Source organism: Aeromicrobium sp. REDSEA-S32_B7 (assembly GCF_001626145.1).
GTDB lineage: Bacteria > Actinomycetota > Actinomycetes > Propionibacteriales > Nocardioidaceae > Aeromicrobium > Aeromicrobium erythreum.
In genome coordinates, this window is sequence record NZ_LUNF01000006.1 from 1 (window position 1) to 2,520 (window position 2,520).

Here is a 2,520-nt window from a genome sequence, read left to right on the forward strand (position 1 = left end):
ACCCTGATCAACAACATGGTCGTGGGTGTCACCGAGGGCTACGAGAAGAAGCTCGAGATCGTCGGCGTCGGCTACCGCGTCCTGTCCAAGGGCCCGACCCAGCTGGAGTTCCAGCTCGGGTACAGCCACCCGATCATCTTCGACGCCCCGGAGGGCATCACCTTCGCGGTCGAGGGTCCGACCAAGCTCGGTGTCCAGGGCATCGACAAGCAGCTGGTCGGCGAGGTCGCCGCCAACATCCGCAAGCTCCGCAAGCCCGAGCCGTACAAGGGCAAGGGCGTGCGCTACGCCGGCGAGCACATCCGCCGCAAGGTCGGAAAGGCTGGTAAGTGACCATGGGTATCGCGCTGTCGAACCACAAGCACACCGCTACCAAGACCCGGGCGCGCCTGCGCCGCCAGGTCCGTGGTCGCAAGAAGATCCGGGGCACCGCAGAGCGTCCGCGCCTGGTCGTCACCCGCTCGTCCAAGCACATCTCGGTCCAGGTCGTCGACGACCTGGTCGGCAAGACGCTGGCCAGCGCCTCCACCATGGAGGCCGACGTGCGGTCCACGACCGGCGACAAGACCGCCAAGGCGAAGAAGGTCGGCGAGCTCGTCGCCGAGCGCGCCAAGGCTGCTGGGGTCGACGGGGTCGTCTTCGACCGCGCCGGCAACAAGTACCACGGTCGCGTCGCGGCCCTGGCCGACGCCGCCCGTGAGGGCGGCCTGACCTTCTGATCGCACGAAGAGCAAGAGAGAAGAGGAAAGTCTCATGAGCGGAGCCCAGCGCGGACAGCGCGGTGGCGAGCGCCGTGGACGCGACGACCGTCGCGGCAACCAGGGCGCGGACAAGACCGCCTACATCGAGCGCGTCGTTGCGATCAACCGTGTCGCCAAGGTCGTGAAGGGTGGTCGTCGCTTCAGCTTCACCGCCCTCGTGGTCGTCGGCGACGGTGAGGGTCTGGTCGGCGTCGGCTACGGCAAGGCCAAGGAGGTGCCCGCGGCGATCGCCAAGGGTGTCGAGGAGGCGAAGAAGAACTTCTTCCGCGTCCCCCGCATCCAGGGCACCATCCCGCACCCGGTCCAGGGCGAGAAGGCGGCCGGTGTCGTCATGCTGCGTCCGGCCGCGCCCGGTACCGGTGTGATCGCCGGTGGCCCGGTGCGTGCGGTGCTCGAGTGCGCCGGCATCCACGACATCCTGAGCAAGTCGCTCGGGTCGTCGAACCAGATCAACATCGTGCACGCGACCGTCGAGGCGCTGCGGATGCTCGAGCAGCCCGAGGCCGTCGCTGCCCGTCGTGGCCTCACCGTCGAGGAGGTCACCCCGGCTGCGCTGCTCAAGGCGCGCATCGAGGTCCCCGCCGGTGTGTCGCAGGAGGTGTCCTCCTGATGGCTCAGCTGAAGATCCAGCAGATGAAGTCGACGATCGGCAGCAAGCCCAACCAGCGCGAGACCGTGCGCACGCTCGGTCTCAAGCGGATCGGCGATGTCGTCGTCAAGGAGGACCGCCCGGAGATCCGGGGCATGGTCCAGGCCGTCCGTCACCTGGTGACGGTCGAGGAGGTCGAGTGACATGACGCTCAAGCTTCACAACCTCAAGCCGGCGCCCGGCGCCAAGACCGCCAAGACCCGTGTGGGTCGCGGTGAGGCGTCCAAGGGCAAGACCGCCGGTCGCGGTACCAAGGGCACCAAGGCCCGCTACCAGGTCCCGGTCGCCTTCGAGGGTGGCCAGATGCCGATCCACATGCGGCTCCCCAAGCTGAAGGGCTTCAAGAACCCCTTCAAGGTGGAGTTCCAGGTCGTCAACCTCGACAAGATCAGCGCGCTGTTCCCCGAGGGTGGCGCCGTGACGGTCGAGGACCTGGTCGCCAAGGGTGCGGTCCGCCGCAACCAGCCGGTCAAGGTGCTCGGGCAGGGCGAGATCTCGGTCAAGGTCGACGTGACCGCGAACGCGTTCTCCGCCTCCGCCGTCACCAAGATCGAGGCCGCAGGCGGCTCGACCACCACGGTCTGACGCAGTCTCCGACGCAAGGGCGCGGGCAGCACCGCCACTCGGCGGCGCTCCCGCGCCTTTGCTGTAGGAGCACCTGACCGGTCCGACGGGAGACCGCCTGTTAGGCTTCCCGAGGCTTCCTGGGCACGCCCTGGGAGCCACACCTGTGTGGAGAAAGAGGAACTCGTGCTCGGCGCCTTCGCCAATGCTTTCAGGACGCCCGACCTGCGTCGCAAGCTGCTGTTCGTCCTGATGATCATCGTGATCTTCCGGGCCGGCTCGCAGCTGCCGGCCCCGGGTGTCAACGTCGCCAACGTCCAGCAGTGCATCGACCTGGCTGCCAGCGGCGACAACGCCAGCCTGTACAGCCTGGTGAACCTCTTCTCCGGTGGAGCACTGCTCCAGCTCACGGTGTTCGCGCTCGGGATCATGCCCTACATCACCGCGAGCATCATCCTGCAGCTGCTCGTCGTGGTGATCCCCCGGCTGGAGGCCCTCAAGAAGGAGGGCCAGGCCGGCCAGACCAAGATCACGCAGTACACCCGC

At 67.6% G+C, this 2,520-nt stretch carries 6 protein-coding genes; all 6 read left to right on the forward strand.

The features are described 5' to 3' along the window. Positions 1–333: 50S ribosomal protein L6 (gene rplF, locus A6Q79_RS00355; protein ID WP_317695242.1), on the forward strand; the 333-nt coding region annotated here is incomplete at its 5' end. A 2-nt stretch (positions 334–335) separates the two neighbouring features. Further along, positions 336–719 carry a 50S ribosomal protein L18 gene (gene rplR, locus A6Q79_RS00360; protein ID WP_317695245.1) on the forward strand — a complete coding sequence of 128 codons (384 nt, stop codon included), beginning with the start codon at positions 336–338 and terminating at the stop codon, positions 717–719. 34 nt (positions 720–753) lie between these two features. Beyond that, on the forward strand, positions 754–1,371 hold the full coding sequence (rpsE, locus tag A6Q79_RS00365) for a 30S ribosomal protein S5 (protein WP_292605012.1): 618 nt from the start codon (positions 754–756) through the stop codon (positions 1,369–1,371). Beyond that, positions 1,371–1,553, forward strand: a complete 183-nt coding sequence (gene rpmD / locus A6Q79_RS00370) for a 50S ribosomal protein L30 (RefSeq protein WP_292605011.1) — start codon at positions 1,371–1,373, stop codon at positions 1,551–1,553. The genes rpsE and rpmD overlap by 1 nt, the downstream gene beginning before the upstream one ends. A 1-nt stretch (position 1,554) precedes the next feature. Then, on the forward strand, positions 1,555–1,995 hold the full coding sequence (gene rplO, locus A6Q79_RS00375) for a 50S ribosomal protein L15 (RefSeq protein ID WP_292605010.1): 441 nt from the start codon (positions 1,555–1,557) through the stop codon (positions 1,993–1,995). 165 nt (positions 1,996–2,160) lie between these two features. Next, a partial coding sequence (locus A6Q79_RS00380; protein WP_369037981.1) for a preprotein translocase subunit SecY occupies positions 2,161–2,520 on the forward strand: 360 nt, incomplete at its 3' end.

Bases quoted from the DNA above. Each gene is read 5' to 3' on its own strand.
- rplR (WP_317695245.1), top strand. From the start codon at position 336: ATGGGTATCGCGCTGTCGAACCACAAGCACACCGCTACCAAGACCCGG.
- rpsE (WP_292605012.1), top strand. From the start codon at position 754: ATGAGCGGAGCCCAGCGCGGACAGCGCGGTGGCGAGCGCCGTGGACGC.
- rpmD (WP_292605011.1), top strand. From the start codon at position 1,371: ATGGCTCAGCTGAAGATCCAGCAGATGAAGTCGACGATCGGCAGCAAG.
- rplO (WP_292605010.1), top strand. From the start codon at position 1,555: ATGACGCTCAAGCTTCACAACCTCAAGCCGGCGCCCGGCGCCAAGACC.